24 protein-coding genes and 1 tRNA gene are annotated in these 26,958 nt (G+C 51.1%); 10 read left to right on the plus strand and 15 right to left on the minus strand.

The features are described 5' to 3' along the window. Positions 1–55: 55 nt before the first annotated feature. From rpsO to ACNQKP_RS11800, 9 genes are all read right to left on the minus strand, one after another. Entirely contained in the window at positions 56–325 is a 270-nt protein-coding gene (rpsO, locus tag ACNQKP_RS11760; RefSeq protein WP_417864887.1) for a 30S ribosomal protein S15, read from the minus strand. 130 nt (positions 326–455) lie between these two features. Further along, positions 456–1,382, minus strand: a complete 927-nt coding sequence (truB, locus tag ACNQKP_RS11765) for a tRNA pseudouridine(55) synthase TruB (protein ID WP_417864888.1) — start codon at positions 1,380–1,382, stop codon at positions 456–458. Then, positions 1,372–1,776: a 30S ribosome-binding factor RbfA gene (rbfA, locus tag ACNQKP_RS11770; RefSeq protein ID WP_011164030.1), complete on the minus strand. Its 405-nt coding sequence runs from the start codon at positions 1,774–1,776 to the stop codon at positions 1,372–1,374. Before rbfA ends, truB begins: the two co-directional genes overlap by 11 nt. Continuing rightward, positions 1,776–4,700 carry a translation initiation factor IF-2 gene (infB, locus tag ACNQKP_RS11775; RefSeq protein WP_417864889.1) on the minus strand — a complete coding sequence of 975 codons (2,925 nt, stop codon included), beginning with the start codon at positions 4,698–4,700 and terminating at the stop codon, positions 1,776–1,778. The genes rbfA and infB overlap by 1 nt, the downstream gene beginning before the upstream one ends. A 101-nt stretch (positions 4,701–4,801) precedes the next feature. Further along, positions 4,802–6,190, minus strand: a complete 1,389-nt coding sequence (gene nusA, locus ACNQKP_RS11780) for a transcription termination factor NusA (protein ID WP_417864890.1) — start codon at positions 6,188–6,190, stop codon at positions 4,802–4,804. 15 nt (positions 6,191–6,205) lie between these two features. Beyond that, a complete protein-coding gene (gene rimP / locus ACNQKP_RS11785; RefSeq protein WP_226988095.1) occupies positions 6,206–6,709 on the minus strand; it encodes a ribosome maturation factor RimP in 504 nt (167 codons plus the stop codon). A 239-nt stretch (positions 6,710–6,948) separates the two neighbouring features. Then, entirely contained in the window at positions 6,949–7,386 is a 438-nt protein-coding gene (locus tag ACNQKP_RS11790; protein ID WP_417864891.1) for a GNAT family N-acetyltransferase, read from the minus strand. A 2-nt stretch (positions 7,387–7,388) separates the two neighbouring features. Continuing rightward, on the minus strand, positions 7,389–8,018 hold the full coding sequence (locus ACNQKP_RS11795; RefSeq protein ID WP_416481088.1) for a hypothetical protein: 630 nt from the start codon (positions 8,016–8,018) through the stop codon (positions 7,389–7,391). Positions 8,019–8,174: 156 nt separating this feature from the next. Next, positions 8,175–9,371 carry a hypothetical protein gene (locus ACNQKP_RS11800; RefSeq protein ID WP_417864892.1) on the minus strand — a complete coding sequence of 399 codons (1,197 nt, stop codon included), beginning with the start codon at positions 9,369–9,371 and terminating at the stop codon, positions 8,175–8,177. 308 nt (positions 9,372–9,679) lie between these two features. Here ACNQKP_RS11800 and ACNQKP_RS11805 point away from each other — a divergent pair, with 308 nt between their 5' ends. Next, on the plus strand, positions 9,680–10,579 hold the full coding sequence (locus tag ACNQKP_RS11805) for a S1 family peptidase (RefSeq protein WP_417864893.1): 900 nt from the start codon (positions 9,680–9,682) through the stop codon (positions 10,577–10,579). Positions 10,580–10,686: 107 nt separating this feature from the next. Next, positions 10,687–10,768, plus strand: a tRNA-Leu gene (locus tag ACNQKP_RS11810). A 179-nt stretch (positions 10,769–10,947) separates the two neighbouring features. Here the strand turns inward: ACNQKP_RS11810 and ACNQKP_RS11815 are convergent. The 4 genes from ACNQKP_RS11815 to ACNQKP_RS11830 form a co-directional block, all read right to left on the minus strand. After that, a complete protein-coding gene (locus ACNQKP_RS11815) occupies positions 10,948–12,522 on the minus strand; it encodes a hypothetical protein (protein WP_417864894.1) in 1,575 nt (524 codons plus the stop codon). A 16-nt stretch (positions 12,523–12,538) separates the two neighbouring features. Beyond that, a complete protein-coding gene (locus tag ACNQKP_RS11820; protein ID WP_417864895.1) occupies positions 12,539–13,756 on the minus strand; it encodes a hypothetical protein in 1,218 nt (405 codons plus the stop codon). Positions 13,757–13,770: 14 nt separating this feature from the next. Next, positions 13,771–15,048: a hypothetical protein gene (locus ACNQKP_RS11825; protein WP_417864896.1), complete on the minus strand. Its 1,278-nt coding sequence runs from the start codon at positions 15,046–15,048 to the stop codon at positions 13,771–13,773. Between the two features lie 112 nt (positions 15,049–15,160). Beyond that, the gene (locus ACNQKP_RS11830; RefSeq protein ID WP_417864897.1) at positions 15,161–15,967 is read right to left on the minus strand and encodes a TIGR02147 family protein; all 807 of its coding nucleotides are present in this window, start codon (positions 15,965–15,967) and stop codon (positions 15,161–15,163) included. 146 nt (positions 15,968–16,113) lie between these two features. Between ACNQKP_RS11830 and ACNQKP_RS11835 the strand changes: the two genes are divergently transcribed. The 8 genes from ACNQKP_RS11835 to ACNQKP_RS11870 all read left to right on the plus strand — a co-directional run bounded on the left by ACNQKP_RS11835 (position 16,114) and on the right by ACNQKP_RS11870 (position 26,383). Next, the gene (locus ACNQKP_RS11835; RefSeq protein WP_417864898.1) at positions 16,114–17,268 is read left to right on the plus strand and encodes a hypothetical protein; all 1,155 of its coding nucleotides are present in this window, start codon (positions 16,114–16,116) and stop codon (positions 17,266–17,268) included. Positions 17,269–17,409: 141 nt separating this feature from the next. Next, positions 17,410–19,176 carry an ATP-binding protein gene (locus ACNQKP_RS11840; RefSeq protein ID WP_417864899.1) on the plus strand — a complete coding sequence of 589 codons (1,767 nt, stop codon included), beginning with the start codon at positions 17,410–17,412 and terminating at the stop codon, positions 19,174–19,176. A 118-nt stretch (positions 19,177–19,294) separates the two neighbouring features. Beyond that, the gene (locus tag ACNQKP_RS11845) at positions 19,295–20,770 is read left to right on the plus strand and encodes a CoA-acylating methylmalonate-semialdehyde dehydrogenase (RefSeq protein ID WP_417864900.1); all 1,476 of its coding nucleotides are present in this window, start codon (positions 19,295–19,297) and stop codon (positions 20,768–20,770) included. Between the two features lie 15 nt (positions 20,771–20,785). Continuing rightward, positions 20,786–22,033: a GTP cyclohydrolase II gene (locus tag ACNQKP_RS11850; protein WP_417864901.1), complete on the plus strand. Its 1,248-nt coding sequence runs from the start codon at positions 20,786–20,788 to the stop codon at positions 22,031–22,033. Continuing rightward, positions 22,026–23,243, plus strand: a complete 1,218-nt coding sequence (locus ACNQKP_RS11855; RefSeq protein ID WP_417864902.1) for a URC4/urg3 family protein — start codon at positions 22,026–22,028, stop codon at positions 23,241–23,243. Before ACNQKP_RS11850 ends, ACNQKP_RS11855 begins: the two co-directional genes overlap by 8 nt. 23 nt (positions 23,244–23,266) lie before the next feature. Beyond that, a complete protein-coding gene (gene upp, locus ACNQKP_RS11860) occupies positions 23,267–23,899 on the plus strand; it encodes a uracil phosphoribosyltransferase (protein WP_417864903.1) in 633 nt (210 codons plus the stop codon). A gap of 5 nt (positions 23,900–23,904) precedes the next feature. Further along, entirely contained in the window at positions 23,905–24,528 is a 624-nt protein-coding gene (udk, locus tag ACNQKP_RS11865) for a uridine kinase (RefSeq protein WP_417864904.1), read from the plus strand. 91 nt (positions 24,529–24,619) lie between these two features. Then, positions 24,620–26,383, plus strand: a complete 1,764-nt coding sequence (locus tag ACNQKP_RS11870) for an ABC transporter ATP-binding protein (RefSeq protein WP_417864905.1) — start codon at positions 24,620–24,622, stop codon at positions 26,381–26,383. On the opposite strand, the gene ACNQKP_RS11875 is transcribed toward ACNQKP_RS11870, so the two are convergent. Further along, positions 26,380–26,505, minus strand: coding sequence for a hypothetical protein (locus tag ACNQKP_RS11875; RefSeq protein ID WP_417864906.1), 126 nt, complete (start codon positions 26,503–26,505; stop codon positions 26,380–26,382). The two genes, ACNQKP_RS11870 and ACNQKP_RS11875, sit on opposite strands and share 4 nt — an antisense overlap. Then, the gene (locus ACNQKP_RS11880; protein ID WP_417864907.1) at positions 26,495–26,953 is read right to left on the minus strand and encodes a host attachment protein; all 459 of its coding nucleotides are present in this window, start codon (positions 26,951–26,953) and stop codon (positions 26,495–26,497) included. The genes ACNQKP_RS11875 and ACNQKP_RS11880 overlap by 11 nt, the downstream gene beginning before the upstream one ends. Between the last annotated feature and the right edge of the window lie 5 nt (positions 26,954–26,958).

A 26,958-nucleotide genomic window follows, 5' to 3' on the forward strand; every position in this document is an offset into this window, starting at 1 on the left:
GGCTTGAAACGACGAAGGGGCTCTGCGCCCCTTCATTGCATTTAGTATCTTTTGATTACTTACGGATATCCAAAGCCTTGATAAGGTCTTGGTATTTTTTAACATCTTTGCGATGCAGGTAATCCAAAAGTTTTCTTCTTTTGTTAACCATAGTCACCAAACCGCGACGGCCGTGGTGGTCTTTTTTGTGTTTCGCAAAGTGAGTTGTCAAATCGTTGATTTTCGCTGTCAAAAGAGCGATTTGAACTTCAGAGGAACCAGTGTCCAAGTCGGAAGTTTTGAATTTTTTTACGATCTGAGATGTTTGATCTTTAGTGACTGCCATTAGCGTCTCCTTAAGTGTTTCCAGGTTGCCCTGAAATGGTTTTAGTTATCACATCCCCCTCGGGCGTCATGGCTGTCGCTCCAGAGAGATTTTTTGTGAAGTTATGGTTTAAACCCAAGCCCCATACGGGTCAAGAGTATTTAAATACCCTGCGTAGAACGAACCCCCGGCCGGGCTCCAGGCCAATAACGGCCAAAAGCTCGCCCCCCTCTTGGGCCAGAACCTGAATGTACTGGTCCACATCGGGGTTGAAGGCTGAAATAAGCTGGGATCTGAGGTCATGGCTGATCTGGCCATTCCCCAAAAGGACCTTGTCCTGCCCCTTGATTCGAATACGTTTCACCTGAGGCAGCGCCAGCTCCATGGGAACAAAAGCAGGGCCTAAAGAGCCGCCTTTGACCGAAGCCTCGATCTGCTCCAGAGTCTGAGCCTGGTCAATTTTATAGGGTGAAGACCACGTCCGGCGCAGGCCGCTCATCGCCGCCCCACACCCCAAGGCCTTGCCCAGCAGGTCGATCCAGGTGCGAATATAGCTGCCCTTGCTGCATTTGATATCAAATTCTGCCCAATCAGCGCCGATTTCCACCGGCTCGACATCCCAGAACTTCATGACCTTCTTGGGAATGGCCACTTCCTGCTCACCCCGGGCGTATTCATAAAGCTTTTTGCCCTGAACCTTGATTGCCGAGTAAATAGGCACTTCAACTTCCATCTCGCCCTGAAGCTTCAAAGCCTCGGACAAAATCAGCTCGCGGGTTAAATGTCCGGTAGGGAGAGTTTCCAGGGTCTCACCTGTTGTATCCAGGGTATCGGTACGAATCCCGAACTGCGCACGCAGGCGATAGCCCTTGTCGCCTTCCAGAATGTATTGGCTGAGCTTTGTGCCCTCGTTCACCAGGCAGGCCATCAGACCCGAAGCCATGGGATCCAGAGTGCCGGAGTGCCCGACTCCACGCGTGGAAAGAATGCGGCGCAAACGCGCCACAACGTCATGGCTGGAGATCCCTGAAGGTTTATCCACCAGCAGCAGACCATTGAATTGATTTTTATTCGTCATCGGATTCGTCGGAACCTTCGCCAGGGTTATTGGCTTTGCGCTCAAGCTCAAGCTCGTGAAGGATTTTTTCAACCTTCAACACCTGCTCGGTGGCGTGATCCAGGTAAAAGGTCAACTTCGGGCAATAACGCATTTTCAGCTCTTTGCCGATATAGTTCTGAATTTCAAAGGCACGCTCTTGAAGAAGATCCAGGGCTTCATCCTGTTGCTTTTCGTCTCCAAGAATACTGACATAAACTTTTGCCGCACGAAGATCCGCAGGCATTTTTACAGAAGCCACCGTCACCAGACCTGGCAACGGTGTTTTGAAACCACGAATCAGGAACTGAGCAATGGTCGCTTGAATTTCACGCTCAACGCGGGCAATACGGCGCCCATCACCCATATTCTTCATTAGTTAGCTCCGCCCTCTAGCTCGCGAGCCACTTCTTTTTTAACGAAGGCTTCCATCTGGTCGCCCACTTTAACGTCGTTGTAGTTCTCGATACCGATACCGCACTCATAGCCGGAAGCCACTTCTTTGGCGTCGTCTTTGAAGCGTTTAAGGGAGGCAATTTTGCCTTCGTATACAATTTTATTTTCACGCAGCAAACGGATGCTCGCGTTACGCTGAACTTTACCATCGATAACGAAGCAACCTGCAATCGTACCAACTTTAGGAACAGTGAACACGTTACGCACTTCTGCACGACCCAGGACTTCTTCGACGATATCCGGAGACAACAGACCGCCCATGGCCGCTTTCATCTGGTCGATCAGTTCGTAAACGATAGAGTACGTACGAACATCCACGCCCATTTGTTTTGCTTTCGCCTGCGCGCCCAGATCCGGACGTACGTTGAAGCCCAGGACGATACCTTTTGCCGTGTTGGCAAGAACGATATCACCCTCGTTGATACCACCCACTGCAGAGTGGATGACACGAGCTTTAACTTCCGGAGTGGAAAGCTTGGCAAGCATTCCGTTGATCGCTTCCAAAGAACCATGCACATCGGCTTTCAACACGATCGCTAGCTCTTTCACGTCGCCGGCTTTTACTTTCGCAAACACTTCATCCAGAGACAGTTTCGCCGCCGGAGTCGCTGCCGCTTTTTCAGCCTGCTCTTTTCTCAATTCAGAAACCTTGGTCGCCGTGACTTCGTCTTTCACGATGTCGAACTTGTCACCGGCAGCAGGAACCGCCTCAAGACCCAGCACCTCAACAGGGATACCAGGACCCGCGGACTGAACACGCTCACCACGGTCGTTGGTCAAAGAACGAACGCGGCCTTTCATGGTACCAGCAACGATGTACTGACCCACTTCAACCGTACCGTCTTTAACCAGCAAAGTCGCCACAGGGCCTTTGCCTTTTTCCATTTTCGCTTCGATTACCAGACCGGTACCGGAACGTTTTGGATTTGCTTTCAATTCGGCCACTTCCGCAACCAATTTGATCTGCTCCAGCAATTCAGTGATACCCGTTTTCTTCAATGCAGAAACTTCGCAGAAGATCGTGGATCCACCCCACTCCTCAGGAACGATTTCAAGCTCAGTCAACTGTTGCTTGATACGCTCTGGGTTGGCGCCTGGTTTATCAATTTTATTCACTGCCACGATGATTGGTACGCCCGCCGCTTTCGCGTGGTTAATCGCCTCTTGAGTCTGAGGCATCATACCGTCATCCGCTGCCACCACGATGATCGCGATGTCAGTGGCATTGGCACCACGAGCACGCATAGCCGTGAAGGCTTCGTGGCCCGGGGTATCCAGGAATGTGATCAGGCTGCCGTCTTCGATTTTCACGCTGTAAGCACCAATGTGCTGCGTGATACCGCCGGCCTCACCTTTAGCCACGTCCGCATTGCGAATCGCATCCAAAAGGGATGTTTTACCGTGATCGACGTGACCCATTACAGTCACTACTGGAGGACGAGTCACTGGAGCTGCATCCAGATCACCGAATGCCGTCTGTTCAGCAACTTCGTCCGCCGTTTTAAATACGTTTTGTGCTTCCCAACCAAACTCCGGAACGATCAAGGCGATCGTGTCGAAATCCAGATCCATGTTCATGTTGGCCATCACACCCTGTTTCATCAGTTCACGAACCAATTGAGGCGCCTTCAGACCCATTTCCATGGCCAGGTCGCTCAATTTCATAGTGTTATTCACCTTCACGACACGTTTGTGCGCGGAAGGAGTCGTGATCTGAGTTTTCATGGCGTCACGATCCAACAGACCTTTTTTCTTTTTAGGCTGGAAGACCATCTCACGCTTACGGAATTCAACCGCGTTGAAGCTGACTACAACTTCTTCTTTTTCACCAGCACCACGACCGGCAGCCGCTGGGCCTGCAGCCGGAGCCGCCGGACCAAACGTGCGTTTACGCTTGTCGAAGTCACGACCACCGCGATCTGCACCCGTCTCTACGATTGGTTCGGGCGGCTGGTTGGCTGCCACGAAACCAGTACGGATGTTGCGCGTTGGCGCTCCACCCGCTGGACGGTTGAAACCGCCCGGACGCTGACCAGTGAAGCTGGCGCTGGCACCGCGCTGTTCGCCACCTGCACGTGGAGTGAATCCACCTGCAGGGCGTTCGCTTTGAGGGCGCTGCGGAGCCTGGGACTGAACGCGGGAAAGATCCATGCGTCCGATGATATTTCTTTTAGGAGCGGAAGCCGGTGTTGCCGAGCTGGATACACCACTCGTGCCCACAACAACTTCCTTCTTGCGCGCCTGAGGAGCCGGAGCTTCAGGAGCTGGTGCCACCGGAGCGGCAGGAGCTTCTTTGGCAACCACGGGTTCTGGCTTTTCAACCGGAGCCGGCGCTTCCTCTTTCACAGCTGCTTTAACAGGAGCTTTTTCTTCAACTGGAGCCGCTTCCACTTCCGGAGTTTCTTCAACTTCTTCCGCTTCTGCTTTCACAGCCGGCTTTTTCACCACGACACGTGTGGTTTTAGGAGCCGCTGCCGCCTCTTCAACTTCACCTTCAGGCTTCGCCACCACTTTGGCTTTTGGAGCCTCAGCAGGCACTTCGTCTTTTTTACGACGAATCACAGGAGTTTTTGCCGCCGCCGCAGAAGCATCAGCTTCCGGAACCGGAGCAGCTACAGCCGCCTTTTTCGGCGCCGCTTTGCGAGCCGCTGTCTTTTTTGGTTTCGCCTCATCGCCGGATTTTTCACCGCCGCTGAGTTTAATTTTAATTTGCTCCAGAACTTCGGGCTCCAGCTCCGCCATGTGGCTCTTCACCGGCAAATGCCACTCGCGGATCTTATCCATGAGGGCCAGCGGGGTCATCCCGATCTCTTTTGCAAATTCAAAAACCTTTGGATTACTCACTCAGTCTCCCTGCTTAGACCCCGGAACTTTCCGGGGCAGCCTGCCTCACCCCGATACTTTGCCGGGGCGGCGTTGTTGTTCTCTATCCAAATAACTAAATACTACTCTTCTTCAGCTTCGAGTTTTTTCAACTCTTGTTTCAACAGAAGATCAGCCTGCTCTTTTGCAGACACATTGGAACCTTTGTCCTTGGCAACTGAAGGAGCGGTTGGAACCGGCACACCTTCAGATTCATACTTCGCAACCAGGCCTTTGGCTTCTTTGGAAAGCTTTTCTGCCTTGTCTGGATCATCGTAACCAGGGATGGTCATCAACTCATCAACACCTGCCGACGCCACAGCCTGGAATGAACCGAAGCCGGACTGGAAGATGTTCTGAGCCATGGTTTCACTCATGCCCGGGATCAACATCAGATTGAAGATGGATTCCGCAGTACGGGAAGCCGCTGAAGATTCAGAAATGATATCCAGCTTCCAAGTCGTCAGTTTCGCTGCCAGACGCACGTTTTGACCACGTTTACCGATAGCCAATGACAATTGAGAGTCCGGAACAACGATTTCCATTTCACGGTTGGCATCATCCAGGAACACGCGGGAGATTTCCGCAGGCGCCAAAGCGTTGCACGCGAAACGAGTGATGTCCTCGTCCCAAGGAACGATGTCGATTTTCTCGCCACGAAGTTCCTGAACGATATTCTGAACACGGGAACCCTTCATACCCACGCAAGCCCCTACCGGGTCCACGGAGTTGTCTTTGGAACGAACCGCGATTTTCGCGCGCTGTCCCGGCTCACGAGCCGCCGCCATGATTTCCACAACACCGTCGTAGATCTCTGGAACTTCCATTTCGAAAAGTTTCATCAAATAACGTTCATCAGCGCGGGACATGATGATCTGAGGACCACGAGTCGTCTGACGAACTTCAGAAAGGTAACCCTGGATGCGATCGCCTGGCTTGTATTGTTCGCCCGGGATCTGTTCACGAGGCGGGATGTAAGCCTCAGTGCGGCCCAAATCGACAACGATCGCGCCTTTTTCAACACGACGTGCGATACCGGAAGCGATCTCGCCTTTGCGCTCTTCAAATTCGTTGAAGATGATGTTGCGTTCCGCATCACGCACTTTCTGCATGATGATCTGTTTTGCAGTCTGAGCAGCGATACGGCCCAGGTCGGAAGCTTCCATTTTGATACCAATGGAGTCATCCAGCTGAACATTTGGATCCAGCTTCTGAGCTTCATCAAGAGGAATCTCAACTTCTTCATCGATGTATTTTTCACGAGGAACAACTTCTTTGAACTCAAACAGTTCAACTTCGCCGGTGTCTTCGTTGTATGCAGCTTCGATCTCGCGGTAAGTACCGTATTTTTTACGTGCAGCTACCAGCATACCCTGAGTGATTGCATCGATAACAACCTGTTTGTCGATACCTTTGTCTTTTCCGACTTGATCAATCACCTTGGAAAGATCTGAAAACACATTTTCAGCCATGATTTTCCTCTCTCGTTACTTTTTCTGACCTTTAGTATATTCAAAAACCAATTTTGCCCTGTCGATCATCGCGTACGGGATTTTGATCTCCACGTCCTTCACAACAAAGCGAACACCCTGCTCGTCGGCGGATTCAAGAACCTCTTCGACGGTTTTGGCGTTCTTCCATTTTTTGTCTTCCACTCCCACGGACTCCAGCGCCTTGGTGGTTTTGATGTAAACCTTTTTGCCAATCGCCTTTTTGAAGTGCCATGGTTTTTTAAGATGACGATCCAGACCCGGAGTGGAAACCTCCAGATTGTATTCACCACCAGGAATCATCTCTTCATCCGCATCCAGGATTTCGCTCAAGCCGCGGGACACATTGGTGCAATCCTCAATGCTGATTGCGCCTTCTTCTTCTCTGTCGATGAAAAGACGAAGCGTGCGCCCCTTGCCCAAACCAACGAATTCAATATCGTAAAGCACACAGCCTTGCGCGGCCGCGACGTCGTTGGCGATCTTTTCTACTTTTGCCATCCAAGATGGAGACTCTGACATTTCGTTCAATCCTAAAAATAAAATAAGCTCAAACAAGCCCCTAAGAACCTGTCTCAGCTACCTCGTCGCACGTTTTGGGTCGACATGTGGGAACTGCCCGGGCGGGGCCGGTACAAAAAAAAATGGGCCTGCGGGGCCCATTGAACGGATCCAAATTAACAATAAAATCGAAGAAGTGCAAGGGTTTATCTGAGCTGAGCCCCTGGGGGCCCGACAGGTCAGGACAGTGAGTACAAAATGGCTGTGGCCCCGTCCTTATAGTACCGGGGACGTCGGCGAACTTCCGTAAACCCGAGTTTTTCATAGAGTTTTTGCGCCGAAACATTCTCTTCATGAACTTCCAGCCACAGCGCCCGACCTTGACCCCTCGCGGCGATCATATGCTTTAACAGGTGCTCCATCAGCCCGCGACGGCGAAACTGAGGGTGGGTCGCCACCAAAGAGATCTCCCAAACATCGGGGGTCTCACGGTAAAGAACAAAACCCGTAAGAACCTCACCTTCAAAAACACCCATAGCTTCAGCCGTGGCCATCTCAGCTCCCAGAAGATCCTGAGGCCAGTAAAAAGACGGCATCAACCCCTGCTCGGCATGAATCGCCTCGACCAGGGCACGCATCGCGGGCTTTTGAGGCCCTTTCAGAACTTCCACATGCATAGTTATTCCGCCACGAAATTTCGGACTTTGTATTTGCGCTGAATGACTTCAAACCACGAGCGGATGCGCTCTTCCAGTTGCTGCTGGGCCAGGAAAGCCTTGATGTTATCGCGGAAATCCTCAAACGGAGAACTGCCGAACTTGGCGCGGTTTTTCTCGTAATAAGCCTGCGCCTCCTGATCGGTGATAATCCCGGTCATGGAGTTGGTTTTGAACTTTAAAAAGCTTTTGGCAATCAGCTTGCGTGTGGTGAAACGGCGAACTTCTGCGGACGTGGGTTCAATCCCCGCCCAGTAAGCCCGGCCCGCCACTGCTTTTTCAACTTTGGCCACCGCCGCATCGACTTCCGCATCCGGTACACTGGCGACATTGAAGTTTTCCGCTTCCAAAGCCACAACCTGCTCCAGCAACACCTGAGTCACCGCCCCTGAAAACTCCGGCTGACCCGGACGCACTTCCGGCAAAGTGTTTTTAGGTAATTTTGAACTGGGCTCCAAAACCTGCCCAATCACCAAAGAAATCTGCACTTCACGACTGGTGACCACATAATCAGACACCTGCCCCACCGTCTCCGTCACCAGAGTCGCCGCTTGAGCCGAAATCGTAAAAAAGAAAATCAAAAGAAAGCGCATAGGATTACTATGCTTAAAAAGCACGACGAAGTCCAGCCTTCGCACCGCCCGGTGCTTTGGCCCCCCGGGCTGTCGCCCGAAAAAACACAACCCCCGCTTTTTAGGGCGGGGGTTGATAACCACTGAGGAATTTAACTTCTTACTTTTCTAATTAAATTAGAAATTTACGCGTCCGACAATAGACATTACGTAATATTGCAGTTTTTCGATCGGAGTCCCGTACTGAGGTCCAGACATCCAGGTATTTTCCGCGTTTACACGGCTGGAAAGATTCCACATGTAACGGAAGTCCACACCCAAAGAGTACTTCGGAGAGAACTCAAGGTCCGCACCCACGATAGTACCGATATCAACCGCGTGAGAGTTCGCAGTCGTGTCGTTGTAGTAACCGTAGTTGTCGTTAGACCAGCTGAAAGATCTGTAAGAGTAAGACACCAAACCACCAATCACTGGCTTGATGATACCGCTGAACAACTGAACTTTCGCAGCCAACTGACCAGAGTACTGGTTCACGTCGATGTTATTCGGGATCCAAGTGCTCGCGTTATTGTACGGATAGTTGTTGTAACCGTTATAACCGTAGCCACCAGAGTAGTAACCTTGACCTTCAACTGTGTAGTTGGAGTAAAGGAAAGAACCCTCGATCACGAAGTTGTCATATTTGTTACCGAAAGCCACACCCAAAGAGTAGTTGCCTTTGACGTTCTTAACATCTGGATAGTCACCCACCCCGACGATACCGGCAACATACTTGGTTTCGATTGGAGCCAACGCTGTTTCTTCTTCCACTTTCATGGCAGCAGCCAGTTCCTCACGAATGATGTCGCGGGTGTTTTCTTTTGGTTCTTCAACCTGCTGAACCTGAACAGGCTGTACGTACACAGGCTGCTGAACAGCTTGAGGTTGTTGTTGCTGCTGTTCGTTCATTTGATTGAACTTGTCACCAAATAGAACGTTAGCGCGTTTTTTCTCATCTTCCATACGGGCAGATTCAAGTTTTTCAACAATGCGCTGCTCAGTCTGCATTTCAGCGTCCTGACGGGCACGACGGATTTGTTCCGCGCGGCTTTCAGTCAGCGGAGAAGCCTCAATAATAGTTGTAGGCTGCTTCTGGATTTGTTGCTGTTGCAACTGAGCTGTGGAAGTCGGTGTCGCCTGGTTCAGGATATATATAGGCTGACCGCTTACCGGTGCGGTGTTGGCAATTCCGGCCTGAGCGGCTGGAGCAGCAGGTGCTGTTTGGCTTGAATACATTTGATCAAGCTCAGCATCAACATCGCTTTCAATACTTTGAGCAAGAGCAAACGTCGGCGCGATGCTCAAGGCTGCAAGTATATAAAAATACTTCTTCATAGGATCTCCTCGTGGTTCTGGTTATATAAAAAACCTTTTATCACTGGTCGCATAAAGCAAGCCTGATGCCAACGGCGCCAAAATGCGTCGCCAGCGTCTAAGTTATTGATATCCCCGACATCTCAGGCTCCCCCCCGAAACACCGCTTTTTCCGAAGTGACGAGATTTGTGACAACTTCCAGTACGCTTTCTGAAATTCTTGCAAACCAGGGTCATTGTGCCCCTGACTATGGATAAATTTGGTAAAACCTCTGCTCGAGCCCATCCGGCGATGCCGGAGTATAGACAATATATAAGGAGATTTCCGGATGTCCCCTGCTCTATTCCTTCGTTCCTCTGCTCTTCTTCTGTCTCTTTCTCTTCTTGGTGCGTGCGGCGGCTCTGGCGGCGGCAGTGAACTTAAAGTCGAACCTTCGAACTGTGAAGTATCCGGCAAATCCTTTGGTATCGTGAATGGACAAACCCTGGCTTCGGGGAATGAGTTGAGCTCATCCACCGTCATGGTCATTCATATAAATTATAAAGAAGAGACCAGCATCTGCACCGGAACCCTGGTTGCAAATAACAAAGTTCTGACCGCGGCTCACTGTATTTCCAGCTGGGGCGGCAAAACGGCCATCGCTTTTTCCAATAACGTGGGCTGTGTTTCTTCTGCTCCGAAAAGAACTTTGCGTCTCGTGACTGATACGGCGGTTCCTGATGCTTACTCTTATTGGAATAAAACAGACTTCAATAACGCCTCGACAGATCTGGCCGTGCTGAAATTCTCTGGCAGCGTCCCTGAAGGCTACAAAATCCGTGAACTGCCACAAAAATCCTATAGTGTGGCACCCACGGACCGTTTGGTTATGACGGGCTATGGAACCACCACGGAAAAAGGCGAAGACTCTGGAACTTTGCGTTTCACGTCCACGCCTTCTTCCAATGTTCTGGGCACCAGCTTTTATCTGGCCTTGGTTGGAAAGTCAGTTTCAGTTCCTAAAACCATCATCGTGGACCAGGCCAACACTGGCGTTTGCACCGGCGATTCCGGCGGTCCTCTTTATAATCAGGTGGGTTCAAGCCTGACCCTGGTGGGTATCACGTCCATGGGGGTCGACAACCGCGCCACCGATGAAAAGAAAGTGCGCGTCTGCCACGGTGTTGCCCTGTTCACGGATGTTCGCGAACACCTGGATTGGATCAACGAAAAGATCAAATCGCTGTAAATCAGCTTATTTAGTAAGCAAAAGGGGCCTTGCCGGCCCCTTTTTCATTTTTTATTTAAAAAGAACTTGTCAGTTCCGGGCAAATTCAATACAAAAGACGTCTCACTGCGGGTGTGGTGAAATGGTAGACACAGAAGATTCAAAATCTTCCGCGAAAGCATGGGGGTTCAAGTCCCTCCACCCGCACCAAATCTTCCCCTTTAAATTCTTCGGACACATCCTCGCTCTTGTTATTTATTTTCTGGCTTCGCACTGGCGTTTTGCTTCGCTGTGGAACTTGAATTTAAAGGGGAGGATTTGGGTAGCTGGGGCTCTCGGTCTGCGGTGCGGGGGCGCGCCCCCGCATTGGATTAAATTGCGATCCGCTGTTATCTTGAGATCGAGCAGTTTTTCATCGGTGGGGTGCCTAGAATCTGGGTTAAATCCTGACCCTGTTTAAATTTGATCTTCATGATGTAGATTGAATTAAAGGCGGCGTTGAAGATTTCCTGAGTCTTTACCACGCTGTCTTGTGCTGACAAGATGGCGCGGTCTGAAAGCACGTGGTTGGCGGAAAACTCGTTCACCGACTGATATCTTCTGATGCGCCCCACTTCGGATTCCAGAATATTGTTTGCCATCGTCAGTTCTTCGTTCTGTCCATAGTTGGCATTCTGGAATTCGCCGTTTTGGTCCAGACGGAACAATTCGATATTTTCAATGTCCTTGGCATACATCACATCCACATCAAGTCCCACGCGGACATCACTTAGAATCTGCATGTTCGAATTTCTGACTGGCAGATACCCACACTGCGTGCTTAATGAAACCGCACTGACAGCGCGCGATGGGACGTAAACCGAAAATGGCGCGACCGCGGGAAGATTGTCGCAGTTGTAGCGGTCCAGACACTCTTCCGCTCGCGAGCGGATCTCACTGATCTTGGTTTCAAGAGCTGCGGCCTTGGGATCAAAGTACACGGTGTAAAGGGCTCTGCTGACCCGGGCTTGCATGCTTTTGATTTCGACCAGCAATTCCTCATGCTCAAAAATCCAGTCAGCCAGTACTTTCAACTGTTGCCATTTTTTCTGTCTTGGACGGATGTTTTCTGCACCCTCGAAAATATCCAGGGGTTTTACCACATAGGCAAACACCGGGGAGTTTTCGATCGTAAAGCTTCGGAAGTATTTCTCTGCCGCATTTTTAATGCTTTGCAGATCATCCACCGCAATTTCACTGGCAAAGACACCCAGCGCATCCGCCCCTTGTCCGCCGACAGAAACCACTTTCACTTCAACCGAACCAATCTTGTCCAACTTGCGGATGAATTCTTTGTACTGAACATTCAAATCCCCGCCGAAATTCAGTTTGGGAACTTTCAGTTTGTTCTTCAGATCCAGAATCTGTTCTTTGATGTCTTCAGTGCGGGAATTCTTCACGTGGATCAGCACAACAACTTTGGAGCGGTGAATCTCTTCTGAAACAAAGTGCGTTCCGCATCTTCTCAAAACTTCCTGCCACTTGCCGTTGTCCAGCAGGGTCTGATACTCGGGCTTCAGGGATTCTTCTGTCAGGCCTTTGCGACCGTAGGAAAATTCCGCCGTCAGTGCAAAATTCAGACTGTTCTTGCTTTCCAGAAACTTATGAATCACCCGGTATGAATTCTGACTGTCAAAATTCACGGCCTTGATTGTGCCCGCCGCATTCAACTGAACATCAAAATTCATTTTTCTTTCCAGCTCACTGGAAGTCTCAATCATACTAAGATCAAACGAGGTAGAAACCGGCGTGTTGCCATCCAGCCATTCACGATCCGTGTTTTTCACACAGTTTGCTTTGGCTCTGTCGGGGTGATCCATATCCACCCCGGCCCCCAGTCTCAAAGAACCATTCTCGCTGTAACTGATTGTTTGCGCGAACGACGGCATCGATAACAACAACATCGCAAAAATAATTTTTTTCATAAATTTATCCTGTCCCTTACGGAAGTTTCAATCTGAGGATTTTCAAATTCTTTTCTGTTCCCAGCTCTGGCAGCTTGTCGAAATAGTCCTCGGGAACCGTCTTCACAAATTTGAATTTCGGATCCAGAATTTTGACACCAGCCAAACCGTCCTGCCCCAGGCGCCCTTGTGGGCCTGCCAGTCCCGGCTTGCCATCAAGACCTCTTTTCCCATGGCGACCGTTATCACCTTCACAAGGAGGAATCTGACAACTTGAGGTCACTAAAGCCGTGCCCGAAGAACCGCCTTTACCGCCGTCGCCCCCTTTGCCACCGGCACCGCCTTCGCCACCCATACCTGGCTGACCTCCGGGGCCTCCGCGGTTGTCGAACTCATCTCCGGTCAGTTCCAGCGTGTTGAAGACTTCGGCCACATACAAAGCGATCTTACCGCCGTTGCCACCTCGGCCCCCGTCACCACCGGCGCCGCCATTACCACCATTACCACCGTGTCCCCCATCACCACCGTCACCTCCATCGCCCGAGCGATTCCAAATGGCGTATTTCTGGTTCCCACCGCGACCGCCATCGCCACCGACGCCCCCATTGCCGCCTTGTTGCCCCCGGCCGCCTTTGCCGCCAGTGCCTCCTTCGCCCCCGACAGCGCGGATGCGGAATCCAATGGTTCCTTCGATTCTGTTGATCTTCAGCACGATATCCGAAGCATGAACACCAGATTCACCCGGGGCACCATTGTTACCGTCGAGGCCATCCATGCCGTTATAGCCATGCTGACCCCGGCCCCCGTCCTCTGGAGAATCGGTCAGGCTGCCGCCACTGCCATTGCCCCCGCGGGCACCGGCAGAACCGTCATTGGCAAGTACCAGCACGGCCGGGGCAAATTCCCCTTGCTGCCCTTTGACTCCACGAATGCTTTCCACATTCATAAAGCCTTCGACAGAGTCAGCAACGATCTGCAAATTGGATTGAGTCAGAATTCTTCCCCCATTTCTGAATTCAATTCGCTTACAGATCAAATCAACATTCAAAGGCGCCTGGCGCAGGTCCTCATCCTTGCGAGTGAATTCCACGTCGCCGTTGATCACGAGCGTTTCATCCTGACTGCAAAGAAATTTTTGTTCTTCCAGCAGCACGCGGGTTCTTTCGGAAGGGTCCCCCAGAATCCGGGCCCATGCAGGATCCGCAAAAGTCACAACCGAAACCAAAGGTATCAAATTCTTAAATACATTTTTCATAGTCATTTTCCTTACTAAAATTGAAAGCTCTCAATAGAGACATCGTTTGAAATATAAATCTCCGCCTTGGTCACAAGACCCTCGCGGCCCTCAACACCGGGACGGCCCTCTTGGCCATCTTTGCCATCCTGACCTTGCGTTCCCGCACTGCCAACAAGGCCCGAGCTGCCACCGTGACTGAAGACAGAACCGTCACCGCCGTTACCGCCTTCTCCACCAAGACCACCGCGGCCACCTTTGCCTGCCAGTCCTTTGGCTCCGCCCGGTCCTCCTTTACCACCAGCAACCAGCACATTGATGTTGTCGTTCACTTTCACCATATCCATAAAGCGCGGCTTGACCACGACAACCACCAGACCGCCGTCACCGCCTTTGCCTCCATCACCGCCAAAGCCGCCATTACCACCGTTGCCGCCGGCACCACCCGCGCCACCGTGACCACCGCGACTGGCTTTGCGATCCCACTTGGCTCCGCCGCCACGGCCGCCTTTACCACCATTGCCACCTTGTCCAGCATCCTGAGCATTCAGGCCTTTCAGCCCCTTGAGGCCCGTGCCCCCACTGGCGACAATTTCCACCCCGCTGCACAGATCCACACTTTCAAACTGTATGAAAAGTTTGTGAGCATTCAGCCCCGCAACGCCGGGCGCGCCGTTGTCACCGTTACGGCCGTTCGCACCGGCACCGCCAGAAGCTCCTGCGCCGCCATCAGAACTGGGTGTGGATTGTGGAACACCCCATTTGATTTTGCCGCCAGCATCACGGCCATTTCCCCCTGCTCCACCATGACTGCCATTGGCTGCAGCCACACTTGCACAGGACATCAGAGTGCATCTTTTGAAGGGCTCTGTTTGTTCGGGATTGTTCTTTAATTCTTTGAAGAAAACGACCTGGTTGGCGTGATCCATTTCAGCTGAAAGATTCAGCGCCGCCACATCCAGCATTTGCACGCGCGAGGATTTCATCACCTCAGCCACAACAAGACGCGCATTTTGAGCATAGAAAATCATGGCGTTATTTCGAACGGTCAGTTTGCCAATTCTGGCCAGATATTGAGACGGGTTTTCAGGCAGCACCAGAAGGGTGTCTTCTTTAATCAGAAGATCCTCTCCTTGAAGGCGAACCCACAAGGGCTTTGCTGCCTTCGCGCGTTCCTGAAGGGATGGCAGTTGTTCAGCCAGAGCCTCAACAGTCCATTTCGATTGGTACCGGTCATTCAGACACAACGGGCCCGCATGGGCTTGCACCTGAGTCAGGACCAACAACACGAAGATCAATTTGGAAAACTTCATAAAAACTCCTCATACGATTCATTTCGCATGAGAAGCTTTTTACAGAATTCAGAAAAAATCCGCGAAGTCCGGTTGGTTAAAACGGAAGGGTTTCAGTTTACTTTTGGTAAAGTCAGTATTCGTACCAGTCTATATTAAGGCAGTAGCCGACCTCAGGGCTTCCCTCGCGCGATAAGTTGATGATTTCCTTGATGTTTGCACGCAGATAATCCCGTATCTTCTGGGCCCCTTCGGCGGACAAGGACATGGGGCTTGTGTAGTGAACATGGGGGTCTTTGTAAAAATCCATCTTTGCAATGGCTCGCTGTCGCCAGTTCTGGTGGTGCCTTAAAATCATCGGATGGGTCGAATCCAGGTGGGTAAAACCCTGTTTGTAATAAAGCTGCCCGTTCTTTCTTTCACACAGACCCACTTCGATCAAAAACTGAATGGCCGTGTCCACTTTTTCCAATGGCACGCCCAGCTTTTCGGCGATGGTTTTCAATTCTTTTCCCACCGGGGTCGGCAGCAGATTTCTGACTCCAGTATATAACCACGAAGAATAGTACGTGGCCTTGTCCACATCACTCAGAACAACATCTTTGGGAACTCGGGCACTGATGGATTTGGCTTCTGACTGCAGCACCTGGATCTTGCCTTTGATACGTGACTGAAGCTTGACCGAGCCCGCCCGTCCCAGCTCGATCATCAACATAAAGACATCCGTTTCTTTGTCGCCAAAACCAAAGAACGCCGCAGCTTCCAAACCCTGTTCGGAAGAAAGATTCTTTTCACCTTTTAGGATCTGCGAAAACAGCGACGTGCTGATTCGCATGGCTTCAACCAGTCTTCCGCGGTACTTCTTGTCAGTCCGCTCTTGGGATTGAAGTACGTCCTTAAAGAAAAGCCTGTAGTCGTCGTAGTTGTAAATATCCAGCATGTTCTCAGTTTACTAACGGTAAACAAAGCCCGACCTGTTTTTCGATTTCCGGGCCAAAAATCAAGACCTTACTCCTGTCTCAAATTGAGATTTCGGGACCAACAACGGGGCACGGCGCTTGCTCTTAAGTTTGTCAGGAGTCGATTATGACCGTGCAAGCATCGCGAAACAGATTCTATTTGCGCCTTATGCCCTGGCTTCTGTGCGGCTTCATGACGTTAATCGTCGCCTGTCAACCCAGTGATCACACCAGCACCGGACCCACTGAAACCAGCGGCGGCGGCGGAAACACCGGCGATGGCGGAGGCGGCACCGGCTTTAACTCCAAAATGTATGAACAGTACATCACCAAACTTGAAACCCTTGGCATCTGGAAAACTGAAATCAGCAAGGTTCTGGAAAGAACCTCAACGTTTGCACCGGCTTTGCTGAATGTGCTGCAAAAGAAAACCTGGATTTTTGTGCCGCAAAAGCTGAATCGCATCGATGCCGAAAAAATGGGGATGGAATTCCGAACAAAGGATTATGAGCAATATGCCTTTCAGACAGAGGGTGAAATCTGGATCGACTCCAATGCCTTCAACACCCTGTCCCCAGAAACGCAAGCCTATCTGATTTTCCATGAGACAGTCATGGAGCTGTACGTTCAGTCCAAAGCCCTCGCAGTTGCCGTAAGGCCAAAATCGCTGTACTCCGTTTTGACTGCAGCTGACTATCCTAAAATTCGCGAAGCCACGCACCTGCTGATGGATTCCAATTCAGGCAAGTCCTCTGACGAGATGTTGGTGCATCTTATCGGCCTTGGTTTTGATGAGAAAGTCGTCGGTTCAGCACTACGAATCAGCCCTCTGGAAGAAAATGGAGCCAAAGAAGTTAAAAATCTGATCTCGTGGATCGAAAACAAATCCATCGAAGAAAGCTGTGTCATCAAAGATCTGGATACGAACCCAGGTCAGGATCAAAAATGCTCCCTCAGTTTAAGCACAGACAAAAAGGCCGCTATCATCAAAAATGGCGACTCTTCATTTCAATTTGAGCTTCCAGGCGAGATCCTGCATGGACAGCAAACTATCCACCTGATCACCAAAGAAAAGACCGTCAGGATTTCCTATCTGGTCCGCGAACCCGAAGACAAAGACGGTTGGACGGCAGTTGCCTCCCACGAACTTCTGATCTCTTATTCAGGAACTGGCCAGCCCGCCTCTGTCAGATTTGAAACCACAAGCAACCTGACACCGGTGAAGATCTGGACATTCTCGAAAATCTTCTCTTTACCCCCAGGAGTAGGTTTCGAGTTCTAAGTGGCATCCTACAATGTTTAGCATTGCCAGATGCCGGCTCTTCATAAGCTCAGCTTGCCAGCCCACATCCCCGATCCCCCAAGCGGGGGTGTATTAAAATAAATTGCGGTCGCCTTAAATTAAACAGGCTATTCTTTATTTATGAAACTCGCTGACTGGTTTCGCAATAAGGGAGCCCGTTTTTTCCTTTCAGAGCCTGAAAAGGCTTTGTTGGATCGGTTTGAAATCAGCGAACAGCGCACACGCACGATTCTGGATTCGGCCTACAACGCCTTTATAGGCATGAACAGCGAGGGCCTCATCACGGACTGGAACCGGCAGGCGGAACTGACATTCGGTTGGAAGCGCAAAGAGGTTTTGGGAAAAGAGCTCTCAGAAGTCGTCATTCCGCACAAGTACCGCGAAGCTCACAGACAAGGGCTGGCGCACTATCTGAACACGGGCGAGGGGCCGGTTCTGAACAAACGCATGGAGATCACCGCCCTTCACCGCGAAGGCCACGAGATCCCGGTCGAAATGACCATTTTTCCGTTTGAGCACAATGGAAAGCACCTGTTTGGATCTTTCCTGCATGACATCACTGAACGCAAAAACTCAGAGACCAAAGTACGCTCTCTTTACCAGGAGCTGGAACAGCGGGTGCAGGAACGCACTCAAGAGCTGGCACTGGCCAACAAACAACTTAAAGAAGATGCCAGCATCCGACAGCGTCTCTACGAACAGGCACAAACCGCCAATCGCCTGAAAGACGAATTCCTGGCCACCGTCTCGCATGAACTGCGCACACCCTTAAATGTCATTTTGGGTCACAGTGATATCCTGAAAGACCCCAACACATCCCCGGAAGAAGCCAAGGCCTCTATCAACGCCATTCATCGCAATGCTCAGATACAGGTGCAGATCATCAGCGACCTGCTGGACGTGTCGCGCATCATTTCTGGAAAACTGCAGCTGCATGTAAAACCGATTGATGTCGAGTCCGTGGTGGAAGCCGCCTATGAAAGTGTGCAGATCGCAGCCAAATCAAAAAACATCCGGGTGCGGGTGGAAGGGCCAGAACGCGTCAAAGCTGTCGGCGGTGATCCCGAAAGACTGCAACAGGTTTTGTGGAATCTACTTTCCAACGCCATCAAGTTCACACCCAAGGGTGGCAATATCACTGTCAAACTGTCCAATGTCGAATCCCGTGTGCAGATTGATGTCATCGACAACGGCAAAGGCATTGATCCGGAATTTCTGCCCTATGTGTTTGAACGATTCCGCCAGGAAGATGCCACCACCACCCGCCGCTATGGCGGACTGGGGTTGGGGCTGGCCATTGTTCGACATATCGTCGAAGGCCACGGCGGCACAGTTTCGGCCACCAGTGCCGGTCCCAATCAAGGAGCAAAGTTCACTGTGTCTTTGCCCGTCCTGGCAGCCCAACTGCACGAGGGATTCACAACCAGCCATTTTGGTTACGAAAACTTTGTGGAAACCAACCCCGAACATCCCAAAACTCTGGATGAAGTTCGTATCATGATCGTCGATGATGACGCAGACACCAGAAATTTACTCAGTGTGGTTCTGAAAAAAGCCGGCGCCAATGTGGTGACGGCCGACTCTGCCCAAAAAGCGTTTGATCTATATCAGGTATTCAATCCGCAGATTCTTCTAAGTGATATCAGCATGCCTGATATTGACGGATACAGTCTGCTTAAAATGATTCGCACGCTTCCAGGCAGCGAAAACCTGTGGTCAGTCGCTCTGACCGCTCACGCCCGTCCCGAAGAACATGAACGCGCGCTGGCTGCCGGTTTTCACATGCATATTGCAAAGCCCGTACAAACTTCTGAATTGATCAATGCGATTTCAAATCTGCTTGCCACTGGTGACAACAAAACCACATTACAAGATCGCACATTGTAATGTTCGTTTTCGTCCGCACTTTCTCGCATCCATGGGATTTAATACTTCATTGTAATTATTCAATTCACCGCTTTTGACTTAGAGTTTCTGCTTCATTTTTGCAAAGAGGTAGAAATTCATGAGCGTAAAAATTCCGACAACTCCCATCCCCTGCCAAAACTTTGTCAGCGGAAAATTTCTAAAAGGTTCCGGCCCCGCAATGGATGTTATCAGTCCTTATAATGGACACATCATTGGCGGCCTTCATGCCTCCACCGCAAAAGACATTGATCAGGCCGTCAAGGAAGCACATGAAGCGCAAAAATCCTGGGCTGATGTCCCGTTAAAAGAACGCACCAAAATCATGTTCAACTTCCGCCAGATTCTGATGCGGGATCTGGATGAAATCGCTCACCTGAAAAGTTCTGAATCAGGAAAGACCTTCGCTGAAGGCAAAGCCGGTCTGATGAAAGGAATTGAGGTTCTGGAGTTTGCCCTGTCCCTGCAAAACATGGATCTGGGTGGAAAAATGGAAGTCTCTCGCGGAGTCAGCTGCGAATTCCGTCGTGAACCACTGGGTGTGATCGCCAATATCACGCCGTTTAACTTTCCGGCCATGGTTCCGATGTGGACCATCCCTATTGCGCTGACATTGGGGAATGCCTATATCTGGAAGCCGTCTGAAAAAACTCCGTTGACGTCGATGAAAATCGCTGCCGCCCTTCAGGAAGCAGGATTGCCGGATGGCTTGTTCCAGGTTCTTCACGGCGGCAAAGACACGGTGGATGCGATCATTGATCACCCGCAGGTCAAAGCCGTGGGCTTTGTTGGCTCCACAAAAGTGGCACAGCATGTTTACCAGCGAGGCACAGCCCTGGGAAAACGAGTGCTCGCTTTGGGCGGCGCTAAAAACCACATCGTGCTATTACCAGATGCAAATCCTGATCTGACCGGGCCTGGCATCAGTGACTCATTCACCGGATGTGCGGGTCAGCGCTGCATGGCCGCCGCCGTGGTATTGGCTGTGGGTGACGTCGATCATCACATCCAGAAAATCATTCAGCGCGCGCAATCCCTGGTTCTTGGCAAAGACATGGGTGCGATCATCTCCAAATCTCAGGTGCAGTTCTTAAAAGACGCCATCACCCGCGCCGAAAAAGAAGGCGCGAAAATCCTGCTGGATGGACGAAACACTCCGGCGCCAGCCGGTTTGGATCAGGGTCACTGGATTGGTCCGACCATCATGGACAATGTGGCTCCGAACAGCGAAGCCGCGACGTTGGAATATTTCGGTCCGGTTCTGAGCATCATCCGCTGCCGTGACATCACTCACGCGATGCAAATTGAAAACAGCAATCCTTATGGAAATGCCTGCTCGGTGTTCACCTCCAGCGGCAACCTGGCTGAAAAAGTCATTCGCCAGGCCTCAACCGGCATGGTGGGTGTGAATGTCGGTGTGCCGGTGCCGCGTGAGCCGTTCTCTTTCGGTGGCGTGAATGCCTCCAAATTCGGACATGGCGATATCACGGGTGCGCAGTCTCTGGATTTCTGGTCCAACACCAAAAAAGTAACAATCAAATGGGAAAAACAAGACGACAGCAACTGGATGTCTTAAAAAAGGATTTATAAGATGAAAAGAGCAGCCCACGTTATTCTGACCTCTCATTCTAGCCAGGTGTTCAAGGACAGCCTGCCAATTCACTGGGGAGTCAAAAACCCCATGCACCGCGGTCCTGTCATTGGATCATTGACCGACGTCAAACAAAGAAATGCCATCGGGACTCACAGCGGTTCCTATGCGGTTTACCGTGCGCTTTCCATTGCGCAAGGGTCCTATTCAACCACTCACAAACCTGATCTGCACAATACTGACAGTCCGGTGCGCATGGGGCCGTTCCCTTCTTGGTCTGACCCGGACAAAATCGTGTCCATTGATCCTTGGGGTCTGGATATTCCTATTCACTTCAAAGATCTTTACGAAGCGGGCTATGACATCCGCCCGACTATTGCGGTGACTCAAGCCCACTTGCAGATTCCAGAAATCCATCAGGCCATTGATGCCGGACGCCTGAAAGTGGATGGCAAAGTCGTTCTGGAAAACAAAGACATCAAAGTTACAAAAGTGGCCTTTGAACCCGTATGGTATTTGCCGGGAATCGCCAAAAGACTGAATGTCGACGAAGGCGATCTGCGCAAGATCCTGTTCCAGGAAACCGGCGGTATGTTCCCGGAACTGGTGACCCGTCCGGATCTTAAAGTCATGCTGCCACCTATCGGCAGCACCACCGTTTATATTTTCGGAAGCCCGCAGGATCTGGCGAATGAAAAAATCGAACTGACCTGCCGCGTGCATGATGAATGCAACGGCTCGGATGTGTTTGGTTCAGACATCTGCACCTGCCGACCTTACCTGATTTACGGCATTGAAGATGCCGCCAGAACCGCCCAGCGCGGTGGCGTGGGATTGATCGCCTATTATCGCAAAGAAGGCCGTGCTTTGGGTGAAGTCACCAAGTTCCTGGTTTACAATGCCCGTAAACGCCAGGTCGGTGGTGATTCCGCCTCCACGTACTTCCACCGCACCGAATGTGTGGCCGGGGTCGAAGACGCCAGATTCCAGGAACTGATGCCGGACATACTGCATTTCTTTGGCATCACCAAAATCCACAACCTGCATTCGATGAGCAACATGAAATACAATGCCATCGTGAAAAGCGGTATTGAAGTGGTCAACCGCATCTCTATTCCTGCGGAACTGATCCCGGCCGATGCGCAAGTTGAAATCGAAGCCAAAAAAGCTGCGGGTTATTTCAACCCGGGCGAAACCAAAACCGCGAAGGAACTGGAAACAGTTCTGGGGAGACCCATCGATGAATAACTCTCACACTTACTCTGCCCAGGATCTGGATTTTCTGCTGTCCCCTTTGGCGATCCGCCAAAGTGCAGAAAAGATTTTAGAACTGACTAAATCAGGCCAGACGCACTTCCACTATCACGCTGATCAGTTTGAACCCGTTGTGGACTATGTGATTGAAGTGATCCGCCAAAATTACCCAGCTCTGGAAATTCCGTTCCATTCACGCTGGGGGCACTTCCGTGCCGGTGGCATTGATCGCGTAAAAATCCTGCAAGAGCAGATTCAAAACTTTGACGCTCTTGAAAAAGCCCGCATCAAGCTGGATCTGGTCATCACTTCGGTGCTGCTGGATGCCGGCGCCGGAAACGTCTGGTCTTTTCATGAACAGAGCACTCAAAAAGACTTTGCCCGCTCTGAAGGTCTGGGTGTTGCAAGCTTCTATCTTTTCATGGAGGGCGCCCTTTCTGACAACGCAGATAAACCACTGCAAGCCACTGCAAAGGGTCTGCAGCACCTGACGGCGCAGAAGATTTCTGAAGTTTTCCAGGTCAGCGACCAGAATCCTTTGGTGGGCGTTGAGGGTCGCCTGTCCCTGTTACGAAACTTGGGTAAAACCATCAACGACAAAAAAGACCTGTTCCCCGGCGGCCGTCCCGGCAGTCTGGTGGACTATCTGCATTTGCGCTATGGAAAGAAATTGACCGGACCTCAGCTGCTGCGTGCGGTGCTGGATGGACTGGGTGAAATCTGGCCAGGCCGTGTGAAGGTGGCGGGCGTGAATCTGGGGGATATCTGGAACTATTCTAAAGTTCCCGGGGGCCTTGCAGCCTTCCACAAGCTGTCCCAGTGGATGACTTATTCTTTGATTGAGCCTTTGCTGGAGGCAGGCTTTGAAATCACCGAAGTCGAAAAACTGACCGGACTTGCCGAATATCGCAACGGCGGTCTGCTGCTGGATCGCGGTCTGATTTCTTTGAAAGATCCCGGCATGGCCGAACAAAGCCATCGCCCGGATTCAGAGTTAATCATTGAGTGGCGAGGCCTGACGGTGTCTTTGCTGGATCGTATCGGTCAGCAGGTTCAGACCAAACTGAACAAGTCCCCGTCTGAATTCCCGCTGGCAAAAGTTCTGGAAGGCGGCACCTGGTGGGCCGGTCGCAAGGCCGCAAAAGCTTTGCGTGCGGATAGTTCGCCTCCGCTGAAAATTGAAAGCGACGGCACTGTTTTCTAAGGTTTATTATTAAGGAGCATTTTGTGAATTCAAAAGTCAAAGTCATCGACCATCCCCTGCTTCGTCATAAGCTGGGTTACCTGCGCGATAAAAACACCTATTCCCAGGACTTCCGCGAGATCGTCAAAGAAATCTCCAAAGTTCTGGTTTACGAGGCCATGCGCGACTGGCAGCACCTGGAAAAAATCGCCATTGAAACCCCGATCGCCAAAACCGAAGCACAACGCATTGTGCGCGCGCCGGTGGTGGTTTCCATCATGCGTGCTGGAAATGGCATGCTGGATGGCGCCCTTTCCATGCTGCCTTTTGCGAGCACCGGATTTATCGGCATCTATCGCGACAAATTCATCCACAACACGGTGGAATACTATTTCAAAATGCCTCAGGACATCAAAGGCAAGGATGTGCTTTTGTGCGATCCTTTGATCGCCACCGCTGACACGATGATTGCAGCAATTGACCGTCTGAAAAACTATGGCGTCGGTCAAATCAAAGTCATCAGCATTTTGACCAGCCAAACTGGTCTGGACAAAGTTCATCACTATCACCCGGATGTTGAAGTCTATACGGTCAACATTGAAACCGAGATGAATGAAATGGGCTATCTGGTGCCGGGCCTGGGTGATGCCGGAGACCGTCTGTTCCAAACCAAGTAGGTGTTATGAATCGTCCCCACATTATCGGAGTCGCTGGCGGCAGCGGCTCTGGCAAAACATACTTCGCCAAAGAACTGCAAAAGATGCTGGGTTCTGAAAACTGCAGCATTCTTTATCAGGACAATTACTACATCGACCAGTCCGCTCGTTTTGATGGTGATGGGGGCTCGGTGAACTTCGATCACCCGCACGCCTTGGACTTTGCCTTGCTGGCGCGGGGCCTTCAGACCCTAAAAAAGGGCCAGCCCTTGCATGTGCCGATCTATGATTTTGTCACCCACTCCCGTAAACGCGAAACACTGCTGGAAAGTCCCAAAAAGGTCATCATCGTCGACGGGATCTTGATCCTGCACTCACTCGAGGTCCGAGCCGAGCTGGATGAAGCCGTCTTTTTTGACACCCCGGAAGACCTGCGCTTTCAACGCCGTTTGCACCGCGATGTGCATGAACGCGGGCGCACCCCGGAGGGCGTCAAAAGGCAGTTTGAGCTTCAGGTCAGACCCATGCATGACGAGTTTGTAGAACCCTCTAAAAGGCATGCTCAAACCATTGTGACGGACTCGGGGGACTATCACGCAGTACTTTCACAGATTTCACACCGTCTGCAAAACACCCTGCCCGCTCGGTAATCGCGGGCCCGTCGTTCATTGAGCTTTCACTTATGACGATAACGGCATTTTGAGATGGACCCAGGGTGCGGACAGGTGTAGACAATTCGCCATGGCACACTCTTCATCATTTACGTCGTTCGCTCGCCTTTTTTCTTACACCAAGAAACACCGTCGTGACTTCTATTTGGGAAGTCTGTTTTCGTTTCTAAATAAAACCTTCGATATTGCGCCGGAAATTCTGATCGGTATCGCGATTGACGTCGTCGCCAATCAGGAAAAATCCTTCCTGGCAAAATGGGGCGTTGAAGACCCGGGACATCAGCTGATTTTGCTGTCAGTTCTGACTTTGCTGATCTGGATCTGTGAATCCCTGTTTGAGTATCTGCTGCTTTTGAAATGGCGCGGGCTTGCCCAGTCATTGCAACACGAATTCCGCACCGAAGCCTATGATCACCTGCAAAGACTGGATATGTCCTTCTTTGAAGATCGCAGCACCGGCGGCCTGGTTTCAATCCTGAATGATGACATCAATCAATTGGAACGCTTCCTGAACGGCGGCATGAACAGTTTGATTCAGGTCTTCACGTCCGTGGTATTGATTGGCGCCGTGTTCTTTGCTCTGGCACCAAGTATCGCCATCTTCGCCTTCCTGCCGATCCCGGTAATCCTGTGGGGCGCCTTCTACTTCCAAAAACGCGCGGCACCGTTGTATTTGGATGTGCGTGAAAAAGCCGGTCAGATCGGATCTCGTCTGGCGAATAATATTTCCGGCATGGCGACCATTCGAAGTTTCACCTCCGAATTGTTGGAATCCAAAAAAGTTGCCAATGACAGTATGACTTATCTTCAGTCCAACAAAGAGGCGATCAAAGTCTCTTCGGCCTTCAATCCTTTGATTCGTATGGCGGTCTTGATGGGCTTTATCGCCACCTTCGTTATGGGGGGCCAGATGGCCCTGCGCGGAGACTTGAACGTCGGATTCTATGGCGTGCTGGTCTTCCTGACCCAGCGTCTATTGTGGCCGTTGACGGGCCTTGCTGACACCGTGGATCTGTTTGAACGTGCGATGGCTTCGGCTGACCGAGTTTTGGATCTGATCAAAACCCCGGTGAATCTGGAATCCACCAAAGCGGCCCGCGAATTTGATCATGCCAAAGGCATTGAGTTCTCCCATCTTGATTTCGCCTACAGCAATGGTGTGCCGGTTCTAAATAACGTCAATATCCAGGTGCCGGCAGGAAAGACCGTGGCGATTGTCGGCCCTACGGGTTCTGGTAAATCCACCGTCACAAAACTGCTTTTGGGGTTCTATAAACCGTCGGCAGGAAAGATTCTGTTCGGTGGTCAGAACACTGCGGACTGTGATCCAAAAGATCTGCGTTCACAGATTGGTCTGGTCAGTCAGGACGTGTTCCTGTTCCACGGAAGCATTTATGACAATATCGCCTATGGCAGCCCCGGTGCCACTCGTGAGGCTGTATTGGATGCCGCAAACAAAGCCCATGCGATGGAATTTATCGAAAAGCTTCCAGAAGGACTGGACACGGTGATTGGTGAACGTGGGCAGAAACTGTCCGGTGGTCAACGTCAACGCATTTCCATTGCGCGGGTGATTTTGAAAAACCCGCCGGTTTTGATTTTGGATGAAGCCACTTCAGCGGTGGACAATGAAACCGAAGCGGTGATTCAGGCCTCTTTAGCGGAAGCCACCAAAGGTCGCACGACCATCGTGATCGCGCACCGCCTGTCCACCGTCACTCAGGCAGACAACATCTATGTTGTCGCCCAGGGGGGCGTGGTGGAAAGCGGCACACATCAAGAACTTCTGCAAAACCGCAAGATGTACTTCCAGCTTTGGAATGCTCCACTTTAAGTGCAGCCTCGAATCAGAAACAGAATCAGCAGAATGGGAACTGGGATACCGATCAACCACAGGAAGATCCAGCCCAGTTTACCGCGCTGATTCTGTATCGGCTTTTTAAAATCAGAGTTCATGTCGTACCTCCGGAGCAGGCCATAATCTGTCCCGCAAATCCGGTCCGGTGACTGCAGGGCCCAGATCTTTAGGAATTTCCATGGATACCACTTCTTTTAACGGTCCGCTGAACATGCTTCGCATGCGTCCCAAAAACTGAGGTGCGGCGATCAGCACAACTTCATCGAAGGAGTTCGCATAACGGGCTTCTTCCAGATAATCAGAAACCCTTTTTGCAAACATCTGTGACACACGATCAGTGGGTGACTGGGCTTTTTCTTTGGTGCCCCCATGCCCTGCCACGCCCGGAGAGAATCCCGGCTTATCCGCATTGATGTCCTGGGATTTCAGACGTCCACGGGGATTTTCAAGCTTTTGCACGAACTTCACATCCCCTTTGTGTCCTTTACCGTCGCTTTCAAAAACTTTGGCTTCAACTCGATTGACGACTACAATCCATGTTTTCATGACTG

The sequence above is a fragment of the Bdellovibrio bacteriovorus genome (assembly GCF_048286975.1).
Taxonomy (GTDB): domain Bacteria; phylum Bdellovibrionota; class Bdellovibrionia; order Bdellovibrionales; family Bdellovibrionaceae; genus Bdellovibrio; species Bdellovibrio bacteriovorus_H.